Raw genomic sequence first — 21,370 nt, 5'->3', positions numbered from 1 at the left:
TTATCCGCTTTTATCATGATTTCTTGCATATTTCTCGCAACAAATCGGGAAGAAATCGCTTTCCAGTCATCTTTTCAAAAAAAGACAGCAGTCGCTGGATCGACTGCTGTCTTTGGTTTCAATTGGATGATTTCCTCAAGGGATTGGCTTTTGATTGTATGAGTCAATCTTCTCCTTATTCATTCACCAAAACAATTTTTCCTTTTGCATGGTGTGTCTCACTTAATTGGTGGGCTTGTTTCACACCCGTTGCTGTTAATGGGAATGTCTGTCCGACAATGCTGCGGATTTTTCCTTGTTCCAATAGATCAGCAAGAAGTTGCAGTTGTACGCCGTCTGGTTTTAACCAAATACTTTTGGCAGTGATTTGCTTTTCATCTTCTTGCGGTGGAATACCAACGATTGAAATCAAACGGCCATGAGGTTTCAAAACATGAAAACTTTTGGCTTGAATCTCGCCGCCCATCGTATCGATCACAAGGTCGATTCCTTGAAGAACTTCAGAAAAATCTTCCTGACGATAATCGATCACTTGATCTGCACCTAGTTCTTTTAAAAAAGTACGATTCTGCTCACTGGCTGTTGTAATAACCCGTGCCCCAGCTTGTTTTGCCAATTGGATGGCAAAGAGACCAACACCACCAGCCCCGGCATGGATCAACACTGTTTCTCCTGCTTGCAGCTGACCATGGGTAAATAAAGCTTGATACGCTGTCAATCCTGCTAAGGGTACTGCCGCGGCTTCAGCAAAAGAAGTGTTTTCTGGTTTTTTCGCCAATAGCTCAGCATCAACGATTGTATAGTCTGCATAGGTACCAAAACGTGTCGTGTCAGGACGAGCAAAAACTGCCTCGCCGACTTCCCACTTAGTTACCTTATCCCCAATTGCCACAATTTCGCCGGCAACATCCCAACCTAAAATAATAGGGAATTGCCAAGGAAACATTTTTGCTAGATATCCTTCCCGTAATTTCCAATCGATAGGATTCACTCCTGAGGCTTTAACTTTTAGTAGAACTTGATTCTCTTTGATTTCCGGCAAAGAAACGTGTTCCTCTACCAGTTGTTCTTCGTTTCCATAATGATTGATTACAATTGCTCGTGTCTTCATTTTCATTCCTCCATTTACTGATTTCACAAGTATACCCGCAAAACAAAAATTTTTACATTATTTTGGATTACTTTTCGACTACAAAAAAAGCCTGAAGCACTTTGCTCCAGACTTTCAGGTTGGCTGTGAAAAATTAGCTTTTTGAACGTCCCAAAATAAAGGAAACGACAGCAACTACGATCACCGCGCCAATAATTGACGGAACAATCGCCATTCCTGCAACTTGCGGACCCCAAGTTCCTAACAATGCCTGTCCGACAGCCGATCCAACTAGACCTGCGACAATATTTGCAATCCAGCCCATTGATCCGCCTTTATTTGTAATAGCACCAGCGATTAATCCAATAATAGCGCCGACAATCAATACCCATAACCAATGCATAATCTTTTCCTCCTTTATTGTTTCTTTCTTACATCTATTATGTTACCTTTGTTCTCTAATTACCGCAAAAATTATGCTTATATCTTCAATTATTTTCATTATAAAGAATAAAAAGTATCCATTTTTCTTATTTATTTTCGAATCAAAATCCGGTGTAATACAAGGTAATTTCCTTTAAATTAAAAAAACTGCAACTCCTCAACAAAATCATGAGGAATCACAGTTTTTATTTTAACCTTGAATAATCGTATCGATTGTGGATTGATCCAAGCCTTTCAATGTTTGGATCAGCATTTCCCGTGCGGCGTCAAAATCAGCGATACTAAACATCGTTTGATGGGTATGGATGTAACGTCCCACTACACCAATAACCGTACTTGGAATCCCTTCATTTGAAAGATGAGCAGCCCCAGCATCTGTACCGCCTTTTGAAACAAAATATTGATATGGGATATGGTTGCTTTCAGCTGTATCTAATAAATATTCTCTCAAACGTGGCAGCATAATCAAGCCTGGATCATAAATACGCATCAACGTGCCGTCTCCCAGATGCCCGAATGTGCCGTTTTTCGTAACCGTGTCATCTGCCGCAGAACAATCAACGGCAAAAAATAAATCCGGTTTGAATTTTGTAGTTGCCACTTTTGACCCTCGCAAACCGACTTCTTCTTGCACATTTGCCCCAGCAATCAGGGTGTGCCCAAGTTTTTCCTTTTGCAACGCTTCTAGTGCTTCCAACACCACCGTACAGCCATAGCGATTATCCCAAGCTTTTGAAATAATATTTTTGCCATTCGCTGTTTTGATCGTTTCAACTTGAGGGACGATCGTATCTCCCGGTTTAACACCGAAACTTTCGGCTTCTTCTTTTGATTCAAATCCGGCATCAAATAAAACATCCGTTACTTCCAATGCTTTTTGTCCGGCTGTTCCCCGCAATAAATGTGGTGGAATTGATGCGGAGATACAAGGATAATTTTTCCCGCCAGCTGTCTTTAACGTAAATCGTTGCGCAGAAACAACATACGGATTCCAACCACCTAGAGGAACGACTTTAAACAACCCACGTTCGGTGATTTGTGTCAGCATAAACCCGACTTCGTCCATGTGTGCCGCTACCATCACCCGTCTTGCATCGGCTTCTTCGTGATGACGAATCCCAAAGATCCCTCCCAAGCCGTCTTGTTGTACCTCATCTACTAATGGAGTGATTTTTTCTCGCATATAGGTGCGGACCTCTTGTTCAAATCCACTGGTTCCTTGGAGTTCAGTCAATTCTTTGATCCGTTGAAATGTTTTTTCTTCCATCAAATGCTCACCTGAAATTCAGGTAATTCCTCCCTTGCTTCTTTTTCTTCATCCTTCTGAAAAACACCTTTCATTATAGCGCAAAATCAGAAAAACAAGTGCCTCTCCTCTAAACATTTTTTATTTTTATGGTAAAATACTAGTGAACCCTTCAAATAACAAAACAAACTATCGCAGTTTTCGACATAAGGAGGAACACCTATGGACAATGACAATCAATTTAATTATTTTAAAGGCGGCCTAGCATTAGGGATGAGTATGGGTCTAGTAGGTGGCGTCGCCTCTGCCTTATGGTTCAAAAACAAGCAGCTTCTTTCACCGGATGACGTCTTGACCACCGTGAAACGAGCATTTTTAAAAGAAGGACCCATTGAAGGCTCATGGATTAATTTTGAAAAACAACCTTTGCGCAAATTTGCCGTTCACTCTCAAGGCTACACGGGAGGAATCACCCGCTTAGAAGACGGGCAATTGATTACCTACGAATTTTTAGCTGATGCCCAAACTGGAACGGTATTGGATATCCAACGCTTAAAAAATTAACCTGACTATTGATAAAACCGCTGTGGACAAAAACTCCCGGTGGTTTTTTTTCTGTCAGGCAAAGTATTTCACAAAAAACCAGTCACCAACTATACTCAAATCATGGCTGCCCCTTTCACTACCGACAGTCGAAAAAGGAGGAATCTTTCTTGAAATTAACCATTACTCCAACCGCACAAGCTTTTTTGGAAACAAAACAGGAAGAAAAAAAGAGTATTTTACTCACTTTAAACGATGGCTCCAATCAATTTTCATCAGCTGCCGGCTGTTGTATGATTGGTGATCGTTTTCAACTTGTATTGGTTGATGCACCAGTGTCCCCATTTACCCAACAACTAGATAACGACCGCTTTTCAGTCTTCACTTCTGACTATGAAACAGTCTTTCTTGGAGAAAATCCCATCCTTGATTTTAATCAAACACTTCATACCTTGATTTTAAAAAATGATGGTGGTCTTCTAGACAGCAATGTATTCTTAACGGCAAGCTGAAAATTTTTTATTAATTAGATAGAGATAAAAAAACTTTCCCAAATTAATTGGGAAAGTTTTTTTCAATTATTTTGCTAATCTGTAAATAGCATCTGCATAAATCACGGTTGCCCGCAATAAATCATCTAGTTCCATAAATTCGTTGGCTTGGTGCATTGTATCGGTATATCCAGGGAACATGGCACCATAAGCAACGCCTCGTTCTAATAAACGGCCATAGGTTCCGCCACCGATAATTTGTTCAAAGCCTTTTTCACCAGTATGTTCTTCATAAACAGCCAACAAAGTTGCTACCAATGGATCATCTTGTGGTACATAGTGAGGGGGCATGTTGCGATCTCCTTGAGAAACAACCGCTCCTTTAGCCGTAGCTGTCACACCTACAACTAATTTTTCTGCCGTCATACCTTTTGGATAACGGAAATTCAAGGTCGTCACGTTATCGTCATTTCCTTCAACAAAGCTGATTAAACCAGCGTTCATCGTTAGTTTGCCCATTTTTTCATCTTCGTAAGCAACGCCTAATTTTTCTCCATAAAAGTCTTCATGAGCGACTGTTCCTAAAACATGTACAAAGTCTTTGGCTTGTCCACCAAAAGCAAAGCCATCTAAAAAGGCTGCCAAGAAGGTTCCCGCATTGATTCCAATTTCAGGATGCGCACCGTGTGCCCCTTTGCCGACTAACTCAATGGATACTTCTGCGTCTTCCGTCGTAATCGTTCCAGAAACTGGATTTTCTTTCAAATAAGCTAGATAAGCAGTTTCCATTTCTAATGCTGCTTCCGTTGAAGAAGCTGTAAGTTTTGCTGTTGCTGTTCCAGGAACCATATTTTCTCGTAGTCCGGAAGTAAAAGAATGCAGTGTAAATTCTCCCGCATTTTCTCCTTTGAAATGTAGTTTAAGGGTTACGTTTCCTTTTTCCCCGTTGATGATTGGAAATTCTGCATCAGGTGAAAAACCAAAATCGGGTTTTTCTTCATGTTGGAAGTAATAGTTCATATCTCCCCAACCGGATTCTTCATCACTACCCACAACAAAACGAACTTTTTTAGATAAAGGCAGATTCAATTCTTTGATGATTTTTAACGCATAATAAGCTGCCATGCTTGGTCCTTTGTCATCAGAAGAACCGCGTGCAAAGATTTTGCCATCTTTTAACACTGGTTCATAAGGATCTGTTTCCCAACCGTCTCCAGCGGGAACGACATCCATGTGTCCGAAGATTCCCAACGTTTCAGCACCTTCGCCAAATTCAATATGTCCCGCGTAATTGTCCACATTTTTTACCGTAAAGCCGTCACGTTCCCCATAAGACAGCATGTGCAGCAACGCATCCCGTGGTCCAGGACCAAAAGGCGCATCCACTGTTTTTTTCGCGTCATCACGTTCACTATTGATGCGCAATAAATCGAAAAGATCCTTTAATAAGTCGTCTTTTCTTGCATCGACTTCTTTTTGCCAATCGATTGTCATATCCATTCCTCCTTGTTCATCTACCTCTTCAAAAAGCGAAGACGGTACTGGCATTCAAAAAATGCCTTCGTGTTCCATGATACCATTTCTATTTAAGAATTGAAAAAGAATCGTGCCAATTTTCGAAATATTTCCCGTTTGTTGGATCTTCGGTATAATGAAGGAAACGAAGGGAGCACGTGAAAATGATCGAATTAACAGAAGAACAAGTGACGAAAGTGATTCGTCCCCGCCAATCGGAAAGTCACAAAGGTGATTATGGGCGTGTTGTCCTGATTGGAGGAAACTCGCAATACGGTGGTGCAATCATCATGTCCGCAGAAGCCTGTGTCCATGCTGGTGCCGGACTAACAACCGTCGTGACAGCTACCAAAAACCATTCCTCGCTGCACAGCCGTTTGCCGGAAGTAATGGTGGTCGATTGGAAGGAAGAAGTCACTGAATTGCTTGAAACAGCTGATGTTGTCGTCATTGGTCCCGGTTTAGGTCTGTCTGATTTCAGTAAAAGACTCTTGCAGGTCGTCCTTCAAAAACAAAATGAACAATGGCTGATTATCGACGGTTCAGGAATTACCTTGTTTGCGGCCGATCCACTGCCCTTAAATAATCCTGCCCGAGTCGTTTTTACGCCCCATCAAATGGAATGGCAACGTCTCAGCGGTTTAAAGATTGCCCAACAAACACCAGAAAAAAATCAGGCAGCCCAACAAAAACTAGGTGCCACCATCGTGTTGAAAAGTCACCGCACAGAAATTTATACAGCGGACCAGATTTATACAAATCCTCTCGGTAATCCGGCGATGGCTACCGGCGGTATGGGAGATACTTTAGCGGGAATGATTGCCGGTTTCTTAGCACAATTTCCGTCAGATGAACAAACGATTGGCGCTGCGGTATATCTTCACAGCTTGATTGGCGACAGCTTGGCAGAGAAAAATTATGTAGTACTCCCTACTGAAATCAGTCGCCAGTTGCCTCTTTGGATGCGAAAATTTGCCGATAAAAAATGAGCCCTTCCATGAACCGCCCTGCAACGTTAAGTGAGGACGGTTCAAAAAGGACTCCATTTTTTATTTTAAAATTGTTTGCGAAACCAGTTTGCAGTATTCAATCATACCGTCCGCATCGGGATGGACCCGGTCATTATAGAACCAGTCTTCCTGCTCATTGCTCAGTCCATACCAGTCCAATAGTGTAATATTTTTGTATTTCTTCGCCATTTTTTCCAGCATCGTATTGACTTCATTTTGCCAACGTTGTGTCGGAACTCGAACATTGATCCAATAGACATTGCGGTCACCAATTTCTTTCATGAAGGCATCAAATTGTGCTTCAGTGAAAGAACCGTTCGTGCCTAAACCAATCAAGACATTTTCCTTTAGCAAATCGTCTTCTCGCAACTGCTTCACTAAATCGGCACTCTCGTAAAGCTGTCGTCCGACATCCGCATCAACAATAATCTTTGGAAAAATCTCTTTTAGATCGGTAGTAGCATCCAGCATAACCGAATCACCAAAAGCCGTTAAGTCCATCGATTGTGCTTTTTTAACTTGTGCTTGTGTCAATCCATACTTTTGCGTCAGTGCTTTTTGTTCTTCTGTCAGATTTTGATTTTCTTCCGAAGAAGCAGTCGTGCTGGTCTGTTTGGATTTTTCAGCCGCCTCTTTATTTGCTGCGATTTTTTCTTGCAGTTGTTTTTGATCTGCGTCCACATAATTTGTTGGCGCAATCACTAACCCCACAATGGCAACCACTAAAACGGCAATTCCCGGCACTAACCAAGGTTTTTGCCAACTGATGAATGGTTTTTTGAACCAGCCTTTGACAACTTGCCAACTCTTGCGATAGTCAAAGCGACGCAATGGATTTTCAATAAAGCGGTAGCTTAACTCACTGATTCCAAAAATCAAAGCTAATTCAATCAAGGTGTGCAACCAAACATTTTCGGCAATACTGTTGATTTTTGCTTCATAAAAAATCATCACTGGAAACTGATACAGATAGATGCCGTAGCTGCGTTTGCCAATATAGCTGAAAACCGGATTGGTCAACCATTTGTTCAAACTGGCACCAGGATGTGCAACTACTGCCACTAAAAGCACACACAACAAACTAATCAAAAACATCCCGCCATAATACACAAAAGTATAGTGGGCATCTAAAAAGAAGAAGGCTGTCACTAAAAGGAGAAATGAAACAATCCCCACCGAATTGAGCAGGCGTTTGGCTTGTCGGGGAATTTCTTCCTTCAAATGTGTGCTGGGCCAGATAAATGCTAGCGCAGAACCCAACCAGATGGAAAACATTCGCGTATCCGTACCATAATAAACCCGTGTAGGATCCGCTCCCGGTACAAATTTAACGGCCATCCAAATTGCGGAAACGCAAGATAAAGCAAACACCGTATAAAAAATGTAGCGTCGTTTTTTTACCAGCAGCATCAGTAGGACAAAGAGCAAAGGCCAAACAAGATAGTTTTGTCCCTCCACTGCCAGTGACCAGATATGGGTAAAGGGTGACTCATTAGCAAAGCGGTCAAAATAGGACATCCCGTGCTGAATTTGCCACCAATTATTGAAGTACAGCAAACTGCTGGAAAAAATTCCTTTTAAATTATTCAATAAATTCCGTTGAAACAGTGTAATATATGCCGTTGCTGTGACCATCAAAAAGACCAGCCCCGGGTAGAGCCGCTTCATTCGACGAACATAAAACTGCCACAAAGCAATTTTACCGTTTTGATCCCATTCTTGCCTGAGTAAGTCTGTAATCAAATAACCTGATACCGCAAAAAATACGGGTACTCCTAAATAACCTCCCCGCATTCTTGTTGGTAATAAATGATAAAAAATGACGCCGATCACAGCAAGGGTACGGATTCCGTCAAATCCTGTGATGTAGCGGCTTTTTTTTAGTCGTTTTTTTTGCTGCATCCTACATTCCAACTTTTCCTTTTTTTAGTCTTGATACCTCTGTTTACGGCTAAAATCAGCTATTTTTGATTCCCCGTTTTCCCCAATAGGTATGCTTTTTCATCATGCCATATTCCTATGAAAAATAGCACATTTCTTTAAAGAATTTCAAACACTTTCGTAAAAACTTAAACATTTGTTCGATTTTGGCGAAGGGTGAAGTTGTGTGACCTACAGAAAAAATTTTCCTTATAATTCTTCTTCGTAAAAACGACCCAAAATCTGTACATTTTCAGCGATACTGACGAAGGCCTTTGGATCAGCTTCCTTCATGGCATTACGCAGCATCGGCAGTTCAAAACGGGTAACGACCGTCAGCAACACCGTTTGTTTGTCGTGATGATAGGCGCCTTCTGCTTCATTGATAATCGTGATTCCCCGCCGCATCCGATGCTGAATTGTATGAATCACGCGATCCGGATAACGGGTGATGATCGTTACTTGCATTTTTTTCTGTTTGGTAAAAACAGCGTCTGTTACCTTGCCACTGACAAAAATAGCCAACGCGCTGTATAAGGCATACTGCCAACCAAATAAAATTCCGGCAGCCAACATGATAAACAAATTAAAAAAAATCGAGATGGAGCCAACTGTGCCGCCCGTTTTTTTGCGGATGGCGATACTGATAAAGTCCAGACCTCCTGAAGACAGACCACTCTTTAAGGCATAACCGATGCCCGCTCCCATGATTGCCCCACCAAAAATTGCGCAAATAATCGGATCATCCGACAATACCTCTTCCGGCATAATCTGCATGAAAATCGATGTCAAAACAACCGTGATGCCAGTAAAAATCGTAAATTTATGACCAATTTTAAACCAGCCCAAGAAAAACAACGGGATATTCAAAAACAACAAAGTGACAGATACGGGAATATAAATCCCAATCAAATCCTTCGACAATGTCGTCAAAATCTGCGCTACTCCAGTGATTCCACTGGAATAAATATTTCCCGGCTGATAAAAAAAATTCACTGAGATCGACGCCAAAATAGCATACACGATCGAATAGGAAAATTTTGTTGCATAATCGGGATGGGGTAAAAATTTAAATAGCTTATTCATGGAAAACGGGCCCTCGTTTCAAACATTCTCCTTATATTATACGAAAATTTTCTGCAAAAAGAAGAGGACAACTAATAAAAGTCGTCCTTTTCATAAAAACTTATTCTTCTTCGATTGACGTAACATCGATATTTAGCTCAAATAATTGTAAAGGTGCTACAGTACTTGGTGCAGAAGACATTGGATCAACTGCTTTTCCGTTTTTAGGAAAGGCAATCACTTCTCGAATATTTTCTTCACCGGCTAACAGCATCACAAAACGGTCAAGTCCCAAAGCGATTCCGCCATGAGGAGGGAAGCCGTAATCCAACGCTTCCAATAAGAAACCAAATTGTTCTTCCATCGCTTCTTTGGTAAAGCCCAGTGTTTCAAACATTTTTTCTTGAATAGCTCGGGTGTGGATCCGCAATGAGCCGCCGCCAAGTTCATATCCGTTTAACACGATATCGTAAGCTTCTGCATACACTTTAGCCGGATCGGTACTCAATAACGGAATGTCGCTTTCTTTTGGCATCGTAAATGGATGGTGAGCAGAAACGTAGCGTTTTGCTTCGTCGTCGTATTCAAATTGAGGCCAATCAGTTACCCATAAGAAATTGAATTTTGTCGTGTCAATCAAGCCTAATTCTTTCCCCATTCGGGTACGGATTGCGCCTAATGTTGCAGAAACGATACCAAAACTATCCGCACCAAACATCAGCAAGTCGCCGACTTCGGCATCGGTTGCTTGGATGATGGCTTCTTGTTTTTCCGTTAAGAATTTTGCAATTGGGCCTTTCAAGCCGTCTTCTTCAACCTTCAACCAAGCCAATCCTTTAGCACCAAATTGGCTGGCATATTGTCCTAATTGATCCATATCTTTACGAGAATAACGGGAAGCTGCACCTTTTGCATTCAACGCTTTAACAACGCCGCCATGTTCCAAGGCCATTTGGAAAACTTTGAAATCAACCTCTTTCACTACGTCGCTTAAATCAATTAATTCCATCCCAAAACGGGTGTCCGGTTTGTCACTGCCGTAACGTCCCATTGCTTCATCATAAGTCATCCGAGGGAAAGGCAAGGTAACGGAGATTCCTTTTACGTCCTTCATCACTTTGGCAATCAGGCCTTCCGTATACTCTTGAATTTCTTCTGTTGTTAAAAAGGTCGTTTCAATATCCACTTGGGTAAATTCCGGTTGTCGGTCTCCCCGCAAATCTTCATCACGGAAGCAGCGAACGATTTGATAATAACGATCAAAGCCGGCATTCATCAATAATTGTTTGAAAATCTGTGGCGATTGTGGCAACGCATAAAAATGTCCGGCATGGACACGAGAAGGAACCAAATAGTCCCGTGCGCCTTCTGGTGTTGATTTTGCCAAATAAGGCGTTTCAATATCCAAAAAGTCGTTTTCATCTAAATAGTGACGGATGGCTTGCGTTGTTTTATTCCGCAAAATCAAATTTTGCGTCATTTTTGGTCGGCGTAAATCCAAATAACGATATTTCATCCGAATTTCATCATTGACCTTTTGATCGTCTTCAATCATGAATGGCGGTGTTTTTGCCTTGTTCAAAATTGTGATTTGAGAAACCATTACTTCAAAACGACCTGTTACCATCTTAGGATTGATTGCTTCTGGTGACCGATGCATGACTTCACCGGTCACTTCAATCACGTATTCACTCCGACATTTATCTGCAATTTCCCATGAATCTTTTGATTTTTCCGGATTGAAAACAACTTGAACGATGCCTTCACGGTCTCGCAGATCAATAAAAATCACGCCACCTAAATCCCGTCTTTTTTGAACCCAACCTTTTAATGTAACTGTCTGACCTACTTGTTCTTCTGAGACCAGACCGCAATATACTGTACGTTTTGCCATTTCATTTGCTCCTTTTTGGTGGTAAATTTCCGATAGTGTCAGTGACTCTGACGACTATTTTTCTTCAAGTAAACTCATTTCATCATAAACATCATCAAAATTTTGATAAATATCAACTAACGGGAAGGTTTCTTCTTTTCGGCTAGCCATTGATTTGACATTGATAACGCCCTTTGCCAATTCATCTTCACCCAAAGTCAAGACCAATTTGGCACCGGCTTTGTCGGCTGTTTTAAATTGTGCCTTGGCTTTACGCTGCATCACGTCCCGATCAGCAGAAAAACCAAAATTACGGATGGCTTGGACAACCTTCAACGCTTCCACATTTGTTGCTTCGCCAATGCTGACAACATAGGCATCCAACTCATTCAATGCCGGCACAACGACTTCTTCTGCCGCCAAGGTCAACAAGACCCGTTCGATTCCGATGGCAAAACCAAAGCCTGGTGTCGCAGGTCCCCCTAATTCTTCTACCAATTGATCGTAACGTCCGCCGGCACAAATCGTTGCCTGTGCCCCCATTCCCGGTGCGTCACTCATGATTTCAAAAATCGTATGGGTGTAATAATCCAATCCCCGAACCATGTTGCTGTCAATTTCGTAAGGAATATTTAACGCATCCAGCATCAGTACTACTTGGTCAAAATGCTTGCGGGCATCTTCGCTCAAATAATCCAAAATCGATGGTGCGTCCGCAACAAATTGTTTGTCCCGTCGGTCTTTGCTGTCTAAGACCCGCAATGGATTTTCCTCTAACCGACGCTGTGAATCTTCACTAAGCTCTGCTTTATGAGGCATCAAGTAATCAATCAAAGCTTGTCGATAGGCTGCCCGAGTTTCTTTGTCCCCTAATGAATTGATGACTAAACGAATTTGCTGAATACCTAGTTGTTTGAAGAAATCTAAAGCCATCGCCATACTTTCTACATCCGTCGCCGGATTTTCACTACCGAATGCTTCGACACCGATTTGGTGAAATTGACGTAAACGCCCTTTTTGCGGACGTTCATAGCGAAACATCGGGCCGATGTAAAAAGTTTTAAACGGCTTTGCAAATTCTGGACCATATAATTTATTTTCCACGAAAGAACGGACGATGGGCGCTGTACCTTCTGGGCGCAGGGTCACATGACGTTCTCCTTTATCAAAAAAGTCATACATTTCCTTTGATACGATATCGGTCGTGTCGCCAACACTGCGGGCGATCACTTCATAATGTTCAAAAATCGGTGTCCGAATTTCATTATACTGGTAATCATGAAACAACAAACGGGCTGTTTCTTCTACAAATTGCCATTTTTCTGATTCTCCCGGCAAGATATCATTGGTTCCTTTTGGACGTTGATAACTCATTTTTCTTCCTCCTATTAATTGTCTTATGCCAAAGACGCACCTGCGAACAGTGTCTTCGTAAAAAACGTGTCGGCAAATTTTTTCAATAAAAAAATCGCCCCTGTTCATTGAACAAGGGCGAATGACTGTCATACGCGGTACCACCTAAATTTGAAAACAGCAAGCTGTCTTCCTCTAAGCAAATAACGTTTGCACACGGAACGGCTTTTCTCCCGTTCATCTCCAGAGCGTCCTTCTGTTGCAACCCTTAAACTAGTTTCAGCCACGCTAGTTCTCTCTTGAAAGCTGCCTGCAACGTACTTTCTCTTTCAGCGATTTTCATATTACCATTAACCTACTAAATTATACTAGAAATGTCAAGATGTTTCATGGAAATTTTCAAAACAAGGTTTTTCTTTTTGCCAACTTGCTTTAAACTAAATGAAAGACAATTAAAAACTGCAGCTGAGCTTTGCTTGTCCTGCTTAAGGAGAAATCACCTATGAATCTATATCCCGGTTATGTCCGTACCCCTCATTATCACGAAACTGATCAGATGGGGATCATTCACCATTCCAATTACATTCGCTGGTTTGAAGAAGCCCGCGTAGCATTGTTGGACTATTTACACCTGCCCTATCAACAATTGGAAGTCGCCGGAATCATCGTTCCCGTTTTAGCGGTCAGTTGTCAGTACAAGCAGATGATTCGCTACGGTGATTCAATTCGCATTGCAATTTTTGTCGAAAACTATACCGGTACTCGATTGGATTTTCGTTACGAGATTTACAATACTAAAGAACAACTTCTGACCACCGGTACCAGTGAACACTGTTTTTTGAATCGAGGAACTGGTCGTCTAATTCAATTAAAGAAAACCCAGCCGGAAATGCACCAAATTTTTGCGACATACGCAAAATTGCACTGATTTTTTTCTGAAAGTTTCAAAAAACCTTAAAAAAAGCGCATATCATAGAAATAACAGGCAGACATCTTGCATATTTTCAACCGCTTTCCTATAATATGAAGTAATCTAAAGAAAAGGGGGAACCTGGATGTATGCAGTCAAAGTCTTTCACGGCTATATCGCAAAAGACGGTCATCGTACGCGGGACAAGTCGCCAGAAAAGCTGATGATTTTTTCTGACAAAAGACAATCAGAGCTGTTTGCACAACGCATCGGCGGTCGTGTCAAACAAATCGAACTCAGGGAAAAGCAATGCTAACGGGCTGGTGGTTGTTCTCAGAAACGATTCGTAACAATTAAAGGCGAAAACACTCTCTAAGAAAAATCGAGAATGTTTTCGCCTTTTTGTTTTACCCTTCGTCCGGTGCAATACCCTTTAAAATCATTTCTGTCCATTCCTGCGTATAAGGCATGATTTTTGCATAAATCCGTGGATTGGAAATTCCCTCCACCAAAGCTTCAAAATACAGCAACAGAAATTCATCTGAATATTTCAAGGCAACTTTGCCTTCTTTTCGTCCCCGATGAAAAAGATCCAACATAATCGTAAAACTTTCCTTACTATATTCTTCCATCAAGGTGGAGAGATCATCATCTTTTTTTTGAGTGACATGGTCCATCAAATCGATATAAAATCGTTTATTCACCTTCTCAAAAAAATGAATCTTATTTTTACTCATAGCAATAATCGTTTCTTCAAAAGGTCGGTTTTCCTTCATGATCTGCCGGGCAGTATCTCCCATCCGATTCAAAAAATCCTTGAATACTTCGCTGATCAAGTTTTCCTTATTACCAAAATACTTAAAAATCGTCGCCTTGCTGACTCCAGATTGTTTGACGATTTCTTCAACCGTCACATTTTCGATTCCTGTGTTTGAATTCATCAGCTCAAAGGTCGCATGTAACACTTGTTGCTTCTTTTCTTCCGTTCGTTTTTCAAAGCCATTCATTTGAATGCCAACTTTCTATTTAATGGATATAAAATAAAGGTTTTAAACATTAATTTCGTCCATAAGTTTTCTATTCCTATTATATATAGTAAGTTATAAACTATCAAGCGAAAAATAGTTTTATTTTTATAGTATTTCCGTTGACTATCCGATGAAAAAGGAATATTATCTACCTTGTAAATGAACTTTAGTTTAAAACAACGGAAAATAAGCAAGAAAATAAACTATCTATCGCAATAATTTTTCTTTTTGTTTATCTTTCTCTTGGGACAAACCGGAAAGCACGTTATAAATTTGGAAATAAAAAGGAGTTATAGGGTTATGGCAGAAATTGTGAAAGTACAAGGTTTGCAAAAGAAATTTGGAAAGTTCCAAGCACTATATAATGTTTCTTTTACAGTCGGTGCGGGTGAAGTGGTTGGGTTTATCGGACCAAATGGTGCAGGAAAATCAACAACTATCCGGACGTTACTGGGCATTATCAATCGTGACGGCGGAGCGGCAGAAATCTTTGGCAAAGATGTTTGGAAGGATAGTTTGGATATTCATAAACGAATCTCTTATGTTCCCGGAGATGTCGCTCTTTGGGGAAATCTGACTGGTGGCGAAATCATTGATTTGTTCATTAAACTTCATGGCGGCGGGGACAAAGCCAAACGGGATCACCTGATCAAACGTTTTGAATTAGATCCTAAGAAAAAAGCCAAAGGATATTCAAAAGGAAATCGTCAAAAAGTCGGCTTGATTGCCGCATTGTCCGTTGATTCTGATTTGTATATCTTTGATGAACCAACTTCCGGACTTGATCCTCTAATGGAAGCAGTCTTCCAAGATGAAGTGGAAAAAATTAAAAACGCCGGCAAAGCGATTCTGCTTTCCTCTCATATTTTAAGTGAAGTAGAACGTCTGGCTGACAAAGTCGTAATTATCCGCCAAGGAAAAGTGGTGGAAACAGGTACACTGGACGAATTGCGCCACTTGACCCGTTCTACTGTTACTTTAACAGCAGACGGCGATGTGTCTTCTTTAGCTTCTCTGCAAGGTGTCCACGATTTTGTACAAAAAGAGCACCAGGCTAAATTCTCAGCAGATAATCAATATATCAATGACATTTTGCTGGCTGCTGCTAAATTAGGCGTGAAAAAATTTGAATCAGTGCCGCCAACGCTTGAAGATTTATTCATGCGTCATTATGAAGGCTAAGTGGTGGAACGGAGGAAAAAAAGATGAATGAAAAATTTGCACGTTGGGGCGTACTTTTTGTACAGTACCTAAAACGTGACTGGAAAAAAATTATTTTTTGGGTTTTGGGAATTGGGTTGTTTTCCGGAGCATATGTTCCTGCTTTTGAAGAAATCGCCAAAGGGCAAGGTGCTGCCGGTATGTTTGAAACCATGCAAAATCCGGCAATGATCTCGATGGTAGGTCCAACACCGATCACAAACGGGGCAGATTACACGATTGGTGCCATGTACGCTCATGAAATGCTGCTGTTTTGTGGATTATTTGCAATGATTATTTCCGCCTTGCATGTTGTGGGTCACACCCGCAAAGAAGAAGATTTAGGTCTTACTGAATTGGTGCGCTCCTTCCGTGTAGGACGTCAGGCAAATTCGTTAGCGGTTTTAGCAGAAACAATTTTGATCAATCTTTTGATGGCAGTTGTCATCAGCGGCGCAATGATCAGCTTCGGTGTGGATTCCATCACAACTACCGGCGCGATACTTTTCGGTTTGTCCATCGCCTTCTCCGGTGTCCTTGGGGCGGTCATCGCCTTAGTCATGGCGCAAATCATGCCGACTTCTTCCGGTGCAACGGGTGCTTCTCTTGGTATCGTCGGCTTGTTGTACATTGTGCGGGCGGGGACCGATGTTTCCAATCTAGATTTGTCCGCTTTTAACCCAATGAGCTGGACCTATCTCACCTATCCTTTTACTGAAAATAATTGGTTGCCATTGCTTTGGGGATTGCTTTTTATTCTGGTGATGGTCCTTCTCGCCTTTGCTCTTGAAGGAGGTCGTGACATGAATGCTGGTTATCTTCCTGAACGAGAAGGTCGGGCAACCGCGAAAAAATCACTGCTTTCTGTTCACGGCTTATTTATCAAGCTGAACAAAGGTGTAACGATTAGCTGGTTGATTGCTTTTGTTATCATGGGGGCTGCTTATGGCTCAATCTATGGTGATATGCAAACCTTCCTTGAAAGCAACGACTTGATGAAACAAATGTTTGCTGCAACCGGAGCTTCGATTGAAGAATCCTTTACCGGTACAATCATGATTGTGCTGACTGGTTTAGCAACGATTTTACCAGTTGCAATCATCAACAAGCTATTTGCAGAAGAAGTTCGTCTGCATCTAAGCCAACTGTATTCAACAAAGATCACCCGTGGACAATTATACTGGACCACAATTGCCTTGGCACTTATCGCCAGCGTGATTGGTGTCTTGTTGAGTGCCGGTAGTTTAGGCGGTACCGCACTTGCGGCTATGGGAGATGGTGCTTCCATGGACATGGGGGACTTTTTAGCTGCTGGATTTAATTTTTATCCTGCTGTTTTATTCTGCGCAGGTCTTGCTGCTCTTGCGCTAGGCTGGGCACCTAAAGTTGGAAAATTGATTTATGCCTACCTTGCTTATTCCTTCATGCTGAATTATTTTGGCGGCATCTTGGATTTGCCTGATTGGTTTATGAAAACGGCTATCCAAAGTTGGATACCTCAAATGCCATTGGAAAAATTTGATGCGCCTACCTTCCTCACGATTACTGCGATCAGTTTGGTTCTGATCCTTTTAGGTTACGTTGGATATAAAAAACGTGATATGGTGGAAGGCGCCTAACAAAAAAACGGGAAGCTCAACTTCGAGCTTTCCCGTTTTTTTAATCTTTTAATCCAGCGACCAGAGCTTTGATTGTGTCTCTGGTTTCGCGAAAAGCTTCCATAATCGTTTCTTCTGAGCCGGTCACTCGTGCCGGGTCTTGCAGATCCCAATGCAGATGGGTAGCGGATTGGGGGATTACTGGACACTTATCCTTGGCATCACCACACAAGGTCACGATCAAATCCGCATTGGCAAAATAATTCGGATCAATCAAATCAGAAGTCTGCTGCCGAATATCCACACCATCTTCCAGCATGACGGCGACTGCTCGTGGATTCAATCCATGAGTTTCGATACCGGCACTGCGGATTTCTACTTCCTCGGCAGGCAGTAACAGATGCCCGTATCCTTCTGCCATTTGACTTCGACAAGAATTTCCAGTACACAAAAAATAAATTTTTTTCTTCATTCACTAATTCCCCTTGAAAAAATTCTTTAACAAATTGTTTGATTATATTTAGCATACTTGATTTTACATAGGAAGGCGAGGAAAAATTAATTCTTCTTTTGAATAAACCAACCTTCTGGTAAAACCCAAAACAATGCGACGATTCCACGTCCAATCAATGCAACAGGAGGAAAAAAAGGTACAATCGTCAGCAAAAGGAGATTGATCGCAATTGACAAACGATTGCGCCAATCTCGCTTGCGGGCTATTTTCACTCTTGAATTTGCCTTTCCAGCCGCATAACCGATTAGAGCAAAAGAAAATGTCCACATGGCAAAAATTACTGCATACACAAATTCCGGCCAAAAGGCAGAAAAATCACGACTGACCCAACTTGTCGCAAAAGGACATAGAGACAGCCAAAAAATCCAGAAAAAATTCGCCCAAATAATCCTTCGATTGATTTTTGTTACGCGACTGAATAAATAATGGTGGGCATTCCAAATAATTACGATATAAATAAAACTGATGGTATAGGTCATGAACACTTCTTTTAAGTCCAAAAGCCCTTTCAAATTGGTCGTCATCGGTGCCCGTAATTCCAAAACCATTAATGTTAAGATAATTGCTGTCACGCCATCAGTAATGGCTTCCAAACGAGTCTTCGTCATGAAATTATCCCCCTACTTTTATCTACTGGCATTATGCGCCAAAAAAGCAAAGACAGCAATTTGTTTTTCTTGCAGAAAAAATCCCCCTCAATGGCGCAGGAAAACGCCCAAAACAGCTACTAATTATACAAAAAACGAGTACTCACCATTTTTGTACCATTGTTTCTGGCCATTTCTGATGCCAAGCTTCGGCTTTTTTTTGGTAGATTGCTTCTGAAATCAAGGTCTTATTTGGACGAATCGTTCCCGAAAACAAATCATTTAATCCAAATGGTGCAAAGATGACAAATTGCCCCTTCTCCAATCGTATTCCTACAGATGTGGCGGTCGTCGGCCATGTACTGATTGCCTGTTCGACACTTTCGTAAGGTGCAATCGGATACCCGAATGCCTTTTCGTACCATAAATGAACCCTTGCCTCATTTGCAATATCGATTTTTACCGGGAAGTCACCAATTGTTTTTCGAAGCATCGCCATAATAGCTTTTTCTTTTTCTTCCCTTAAATCCTCGTCAAAATAAACGATATCGATATCCTTAATACCATAATGAAGCGGTTTGTTATAGAGATGATTCCAAACCGTTTGAACGATGCTGCCGCCACCGACATAATAATTGGGAAGTTCAAGTTGGGCAAGCTTTTGGAGGAGCGGAAACAACAAGGTATTTTCTTTTACAATTTTTTCTAACAAGGCTATTTGCTGAGCCAGTGGCAGATTTGCGCCATTCACTTTCTCTACGCTTCCTTTCTACACGAGATGCAATCAATACTTCTATCAATGATAAAATACTTCATCCAAAAACAAGCCTTGTGCCGGCACAGTTTCTCCCGCATTTTTTCGAATCTTCGTTTCAAAAACTTCGTCGATTGCTTCTATATCCATATTTCCCGCACCGATTTCTATAAGAGTTCCAGCAAGAATTCGGACCATTTTGTGTAAAAAGCCATCTCCTTCAAAAGTGAAGTGTAGCAGACCGCCTTCTTGCTGAATTGAAATTTGGCGAATCGTCCGGATCGTTGATTTTTTAGTTTTCTTAAGTGCTGAAAAGCCGATAAAATCATGAGTACCTACTAATTTTTCGCAGGCTTCCTTCATTTTATTGATCGCCAATTTTTGTGGAACATGAAAGCTGTAATTTCGCTCAAAGGCAGAAGGAATCGGACTATTCCATACATAATAGCTGTACTGTTTTCCAGAAGCATTGTAGCGGGCATGAAATCGTTCGGATGCTTCTTCGACTTTCTTTACCACGATATCTCTAGGCAAATACCGATTTAAAAAATCGAGCATCTCTGCCTCGGTCATGGTAGTTGCTGATTTGAAATTTGCTACTTGTCCGCGAGCATGGGTCCCGGCATCTGTCCGTCCTGAACCAATGATCTCAATTTTTTCTCCGGTCATTTGGGTCAAAACATTCTCGATCTTGCCTTGGATCGTTTTCTCCGAATCTCCCAGTCTTTGCCATCCCAAATAGCGTTTCCCATCATATTCCATCGTTAATTTTATGTTTCGCATAGTATCCGTCCTTCTCTTATTTCCTAATTTTTTCCTGTGTTTTTATTTGTAAACTTTTTAATAGCTGATTTACACCATACTTAAAACTTTCTTCGATATCTTGTTCCATTCCAAATGAGCCATCTAGTTCTAAGAGAATAAACCCATGCAGATAGCTGCGAAAAGTGCGAATATAGTGAATTTGTTCCGTTTCAAAAGGAAGATAGTTTTGCACGATTTTCTCAAAAAGCCGAACCAATTTCTCAGATAATTCTATTGTCTTTGTACTTTTCCACAAGGACACACGCTGAATAGCTTCGTATTGTCCCGGATGTGTCCTAGCATAGTTTCGATAAGTAAATGCAATTTTTTCCAGAGCCTCCACTCCAGCCAATCCAATCATATCGGTCACTAACAAGTCATAAAGTTCCGTCATGCTTTTTAATGCGATTGAATCAATCAGTGCCTCTAGATTCGCAAAATGATTGTACAAAGAGGGGGGCTTTATTCCTAAAGTTGCGGCAACCTCTTTTAAAGTCAGTTGATCTACCCCTCTTTGATTGATTAAATCAATAGCGGTTATTAGTATTTTATCCGTTGTTATCTTTTTTCCCATACAGTTTTCTTTCCTCTCGCATAATCGCTTCTCGCATTTTTTCCATAGGCTCAACCAGCGTATTTCCATGACCAACTGCTACTAATTTTGGCTTTAACTCTGCTAATTTTTTGGCAGAAGACCATGCTCTTTTTTTATCCCAAGTCGCCAGTGCAGGAAAAGGAAAACGCCATCGAAAGTCACCACTTACTGCCAGCCCGCCTCTTTCCTGAAACGCATCGCCAGCAATCAGCATTCTTCTGTTTGAATCATAAAAAGAAACTGAACCAGGCGTATGCCCTGGGCTGGAAATAACTACAAGTGAACCAAAACTATCCTGTTCAACAAATGTGAAATCAATCGGAATTTTCTCTTTAGGAAAGCCCCCTTTTATTTTTTCCTTACCTTCTTTTTCCGTTAAAGTAAAATCTTTATTCAGCAACCGAGCATCTCTCTTCGATATACCAATTGTCGCATTCGGAAATGCTTGTCTAAACGCGGGAACACCATTGACATGATCGCCGTGAGCATGAGTCAATAAAAGCATATGAATTGGTTTTCCAACTAACTGGCTTATTTTTCTAAATGCAGGAATAAAATTCTTTACCCCCACATCCACAGCAATAAAATACTCTTCTTCTTCAACTAAAAAAGCATTAATTGGAAAAAGCATTGGCAAAAAGGTAATTTGATACAAATTTCCATACTTAGTAACCTTCAACTTTATCACTCCCAATAAACTAATTTAATTAGATTATAAACTAATTAAATTAGTTTTGTAAAGTATTTCCTATTTTGCAAAAAAAAAATCCCCACTCCTCGGAGTAGGGATAACCATTCTGGTTTAATTATTGGTTCTATAATATTTAGTG

At 41.1% G+C, this 21,370-nt stretch carries 22 protein-coding genes and 1 other annotated feature; of the genes, 7 read left to right on the top strand and 15 right to left on the bottom strand.

Annotated elements, in window-relative coordinates; all coding sequences use genetic code 11:
- Positions 1–175: 175 nt before the first annotated feature.
- From BAU16_RS00210 to pepA, 3 genes are all read right to left on the bottom strand, one after another.
- Positions 176–1,111, bottom strand: a complete 936-nt coding sequence (locus tag BAU16_RS00210; RefSeq protein ID WP_048604372.1) for an NADP-dependent oxidoreductase — start codon at positions 1,109–1,111, stop codon at positions 176–178.
- A 133-nt stretch (positions 1,112–1,244) separates the two neighbouring features.
- Positions 1,245–1,493, bottom strand: coding sequence for a GlsB/YeaQ/YmgE family stress response membrane protein (locus BAU16_RS00205; protein WP_048604373.1), 249 nt, complete (start codon positions 1,491–1,493; stop codon positions 1,245–1,247).
- A 231-nt stretch (positions 1,494–1,724) separates the two neighbouring features.
- Positions 1,725–2,801, bottom strand: coding sequence for a glutamyl aminopeptidase (gene pepA, locus BAU16_RS00200; protein ID WP_048604374.1), 1,077 nt, complete (start codon positions 2,799–2,801; stop codon positions 1,725–1,727).
- A gap of 201 nt (positions 2,802–3,002) precedes the next feature.
- On the opposite strand from pepA, the gene BAU16_RS00195 reads away from it, so the two are divergent.
- Positions 3,003–3,344: a hypothetical protein gene (locus BAU16_RS00195; protein WP_161526144.1), complete on the top strand. Its 342-nt coding sequence runs from the start codon at positions 3,003–3,005 to the stop codon at positions 3,342–3,344.
- Between the two features lie 149 nt (positions 3,345–3,493).
- Positions 3,494–3,835 (top strand): iron-sulfur cluster biosynthesis family protein, encoded by a 342-nt coding sequence (locus BAU16_RS00190; protein WP_231586078.1) that lies wholly within the window; start codon positions 3,494–3,496, stop codon positions 3,833–3,835.
- A 66-nt stretch (positions 3,836–3,901) separates the two neighbouring features.
- On the opposite strand, the gene pepV is transcribed toward BAU16_RS00190, so the two are convergent.
- Positions 3,902–5,308, bottom strand: a complete 1,407-nt coding sequence (gene pepV / locus BAU16_RS00185) for a dipeptidase PepV (RefSeq protein ID WP_161526143.1) — start codon at positions 5,306–5,308, stop codon at positions 3,902–3,904.
- Positions 5,309–5,493: 185 nt separating this feature from the next.
- Between pepV and BAU16_RS00180 the strand changes: the two genes are divergently transcribed.
- On the top strand, positions 5,494–6,318 hold the full coding sequence (locus BAU16_RS00180) for an NAD(P)H-hydrate dehydratase (RefSeq protein ID WP_161526142.1): 825 nt from the start codon (positions 5,494–5,496) through the stop codon (positions 6,316–6,318).
- 60 nt (positions 6,319–6,378) lie between these two features.
- On the opposite strand, the gene BAU16_RS00175 is transcribed toward BAU16_RS00180, so the two are convergent.
- The 4 genes from BAU16_RS00175 to hisS all read right to left on the bottom strand — a co-directional run bounded on the left by BAU16_RS00175 (position 6,379) and on the right by hisS (position 12,571).
- Positions 6,379–8,241 carry an acyltransferase family protein gene (locus tag BAU16_RS00175; RefSeq protein WP_161526141.1) on the bottom strand — a complete coding sequence of 621 codons (1,863 nt, stop codon included), beginning with the start codon at positions 8,239–8,241 and terminating at the stop codon, positions 6,379–6,381.
- Between the two features lie 228 nt (positions 8,242–8,469).
- The gene (locus BAU16_RS00170) at positions 8,470–9,345 is read right to left on the bottom strand and encodes a YitT family protein (protein WP_048604379.1); all 876 of its coding nucleotides are present in this window, start codon (positions 9,343–9,345) and stop codon (positions 8,470–8,472) included.
- Between the two features lie 100 nt (positions 9,346–9,445).
- On the bottom strand, positions 9,446–11,218 hold the full coding sequence (gene aspS / locus BAU16_RS00165) for an aspartate--tRNA ligase (RefSeq protein ID WP_048604380.1): 1,773 nt from the start codon (positions 11,216–11,218) through the stop codon (positions 9,446–9,448).
- Between the two features lie 54 nt (positions 11,219–11,272).
- Positions 11,273–12,571, bottom strand: a complete 1,299-nt coding sequence (gene hisS, locus BAU16_RS00160) for a histidine--tRNA ligase (protein ID WP_137604777.1) — start codon at positions 12,569–12,571, stop codon at positions 11,273–11,275.
- 110 nt (positions 12,572–12,681) lie between these two features.
- Positions 12,682–12,892: a binding site (T-box leader), on the bottom strand.
- Positions 12,893–13,052: 160 nt separating this feature from the next.
- Here hisS and BAU16_RS00155 point away from each other — a divergent pair.
- Together BAU16_RS00155 and BAU16_RS13495 are read left to right on the top strand one after the other, a co-directional pair.
- Positions 13,053–13,478 (top strand): acyl-CoA thioesterase, encoded by a 426-nt coding sequence (locus BAU16_RS00155; RefSeq protein WP_161526140.1) that lies wholly within the window; start codon positions 13,053–13,055, stop codon positions 13,476–13,478.
- A gap of 127 nt (positions 13,479–13,605) precedes the next feature.
- Entirely contained in the window at positions 13,606–13,776 is a 171-nt protein-coding gene (locus BAU16_RS13495) for a hypothetical protein (protein WP_171000770.1), read from the top strand.
- 91 nt (positions 13,777–13,867) lie between these two features.
- Here BAU16_RS13495 and BAU16_RS00150 read toward each other — a convergent pair whose 3' ends face one another.
- Positions 13,868–14,467 carry a TetR/AcrR family transcriptional regulator gene (locus BAU16_RS00150; RefSeq protein WP_048604383.1) on the bottom strand — a complete coding sequence of 200 codons (600 nt, stop codon included), beginning with the start codon at positions 14,465–14,467 and terminating at the stop codon, positions 13,868–13,870.
- 321 nt (positions 14,468–14,788) lie between these two features.
- Between BAU16_RS00150 and BAU16_RS00145 the strand changes: the two genes are divergently transcribed.
- Together BAU16_RS00145 and BAU16_RS00140 are read left to right on the top strand one after the other, a co-directional pair.
- Entirely contained in the window at positions 14,789–15,670 is an 882-nt protein-coding gene (locus BAU16_RS00145) for an ABC transporter ATP-binding protein (protein WP_137604779.1), read from the top strand.
- Between the two features lie 23 nt (positions 15,671–15,693).
- Positions 15,694–17,307 carry an ABC transporter permease gene (locus tag BAU16_RS00140; protein ID WP_137604780.1) on the top strand — a complete coding sequence of 538 codons (1,614 nt, stop codon included), beginning with the start codon at positions 15,694–15,696 and terminating at the stop codon, positions 17,305–17,307.
- A 40-nt stretch (positions 17,308–17,347) separates the two neighbouring features.
- On the opposite strand, the gene arsC is transcribed toward BAU16_RS00140, so the two are convergent.
- From arsC to BAU16_RS00110, 6 genes are all read right to left on the bottom strand, one after another.
- A complete protein-coding gene (gene arsC / locus BAU16_RS00135; protein ID WP_048604386.1) occupies positions 17,348–17,758 on the bottom strand; it encodes an arsenate reductase (thioredoxin) in 411 nt (136 codons plus the stop codon).
- Between the two features lie 86 nt (positions 17,759–17,844).
- Positions 17,845–18,408 (bottom strand): TMEM175 family protein, encoded by a 564-nt coding sequence (locus tag BAU16_RS00130; RefSeq protein ID WP_137604781.1) that lies wholly within the window; start codon positions 18,406–18,408, stop codon positions 17,845–17,847.
- A 142-nt stretch (positions 18,409–18,550) separates the two neighbouring features.
- Positions 18,551–19,138 (bottom strand): nucleotidyltransferase family protein, encoded by a 588-nt coding sequence (locus BAU16_RS00125; protein WP_237579190.1) that lies wholly within the window; start codon positions 19,136–19,138, stop codon positions 18,551–18,553.
- A gap of 45 nt (positions 19,139–19,183) precedes the next feature.
- Positions 19,184–19,924 (bottom strand): tRNA pseudouridine(38-40) synthase TruA, encoded by a 741-nt coding sequence (truA, locus tag BAU16_RS00120; protein WP_048604388.1) that lies wholly within the window; start codon positions 19,922–19,924, stop codon positions 19,184–19,186.
- A 16-nt stretch (positions 19,925–19,940) separates the two neighbouring features.
- Positions 19,941–20,519, bottom strand: coding sequence for a TetR/AcrR family transcriptional regulator (locus BAU16_RS00115; RefSeq protein WP_048604389.1), 579 nt, complete (start codon positions 20,517–20,519; stop codon positions 19,941–19,943).
- Positions 20,494–21,219, bottom strand: a complete 726-nt coding sequence (locus BAU16_RS00110) for an MBL fold metallo-hydrolase (protein ID WP_048604390.1) — start codon at positions 21,217–21,219, stop codon at positions 20,494–20,496. The genes BAU16_RS00115 and BAU16_RS00110 overlap by 26 nt, the downstream gene beginning before the upstream one ends.
- Positions 21,220–21,370: the final 151 nt, after the last annotated feature.

Origin of the sequence: Enterococcus sp. JM9B (assembly GCF_009933265.1) — a bacterium.
GTDB lineage: Bacteria > Bacillota > Bacilli > Lactobacillales > Enterococcaceae > Enterococcus_C > Enterococcus_C songbeiensis.
Note: the sequence above shows the minus strand (reverse complement) of the source record. Positions and strands in the feature narration are given on the sequence as shown.

Bases quoted from the DNA above. Each gene is read 5' to 3' on its own strand.
- BAU16_RS00210 (WP_048604372.1), bottom strand. From the start codon at position 1,111: ATGAAGACACGAGCAATTGTAATCAATCATTATGGAAACGAAGAACAA.
- BAU16_RS00205 (WP_048604373.1), bottom strand. From the start codon at position 1,493: ATGCATTGGTTATGGGTATTGATTGTCGGCGCTATTATTGGATTAATC.
- pepA (WP_048604374.1), bottom strand. From the start codon at position 2,801: ATGGAAGAAAAAACATTTCAACGGATCAAAGAATTGACTGAACTCCAA.
- BAU16_RS00195 (WP_161526144.1), top strand. From the start codon at position 3,003: ATGGACAATGACAATCAATTTAATTATTTTAAAGGCGGCCTAGCATTA.
- pepV (WP_161526143.1), bottom strand. From the start codon at position 5,308: ATGACAATCGATTGGCAAAAAGAAGTCGATGCAAGAAAAGACGACTTA.
- BAU16_RS00180 (WP_161526142.1), top strand. From the start codon at position 5,494: ATGATCGAATTAACAGAAGAACAAGTGACGAAAGTGATTCGTCCCCGC.
- BAU16_RS00175 (WP_161526141.1), bottom strand. From the start codon at position 8,241: ATGCAGCAAAAAAAACGACTAAAAAAAAGCCGCTACATCACAGGATTT.
- BAU16_RS00170 (WP_048604379.1), bottom strand. From the start codon at position 9,345: ATGAATAAGCTATTTAAATTTTTACCCCATCCCGATTATGCAACAAAA.
- aspS (WP_048604380.1), bottom strand. From the start codon at position 11,218: ATGGCAAAACGTACAGTATATTGCGGTCTGGTCTCAGAAGAACAAGTA.
- hisS (WP_137604777.1), bottom strand. From the start codon at position 12,571: ATGAGTTATCAACGTCCAAAAGGAACCAATGATATCTTGCCGGGAGAA.
- BAU16_RS00155 (WP_161526140.1), top strand. From the start codon at position 13,053: ATGAATCTATATCCCGGTTATGTCCGTACCCCTCATTATCACGAAACT.
- BAU16_RS13495 (WP_171000770.1), top strand. From the start codon at position 13,606: ATGTATGCAGTCAAAGTCTTTCACGGCTATATCGCAAAAGACGGTCAT.
- BAU16_RS00150 (WP_048604383.1), bottom strand. From the start codon at position 14,467: ATGAATGGCTTTGAAAAACGAACGGAAGAAAAGAAGCAACAAGTGTTA.
- BAU16_RS00145 (WP_137604779.1), top strand. From the start codon at position 14,789: ATGGCAGAAATTGTGAAAGTACAAGGTTTGCAAAAGAAATTTGGAAAG.
- BAU16_RS00140 (WP_137604780.1), top strand. From the start codon at position 15,694: ATGAATGAAAAATTTGCACGTTGGGGCGTACTTTTTGTACAGTACCTA.
- arsC (WP_048604386.1), bottom strand. From the start codon at position 17,758: ATGAAGAAAAAAATTTATTTTTTGTGTACTGGAAATTCTTGTCGAAGT.
- BAU16_RS00130 (WP_137604781.1), bottom strand. From the start codon at position 18,408: ATGACGAAGACTCGTTTGGAAGCCATTACTGATGGCGTGACAGCAATT.
- truA (WP_048604388.1), bottom strand. From the start codon at position 19,924: ATGCGAAACATAAAATTAACGATGGAATATGATGGGAAACGCTATTTG.
- BAU16_RS00115 (WP_048604389.1), bottom strand. From the start codon at position 20,519: ATGGGAAAAAAGATAACAACGGATAAAATACTAATAACCGCTATTGAT.